Source organism: Vallitalea sediminicola (assembly GCF_054408565.1).
Genome location: NZ_BTPT01000385.1, coordinates 1 through 210, shown reverse-complemented (window position 1 = coordinate 210; position 210 = coordinate 1). Strand labels below are relative to the sequence as shown.

General features: G+C 36.7%; 1 protein-coding gene. It reads left to right on the top strand.

The annotated features are described in order from the left end of the window. Positions 1-48 precede the first annotated feature (48 nt). A partial coding sequence (locus tag ACX6CF_RS27140) for an aldo/keto reductase (protein WP_458788487.1) occupies positions 49-210 on the top strand: 162 nt, incomplete at its 3' end.

Here is a 210-nt window from a genome sequence, read left to right as displayed (position 1 = left end):
TATGGAACCCCTAAGAGGTGAAGCCTTGTAAAGAATGTTCCTGATGATATAACAGCTATATGGAATAAGGCGGATATAAAAAGAACTCCTGCTGAGTGGGCATTCAAATTTATACTTAATCATCCAGAAGTTGATGTAGTGTTGAGTGGTATGAATGAGATGGAACATATCAATGAGAATATTAGAATTGCTACAGAGACAACACCTGAT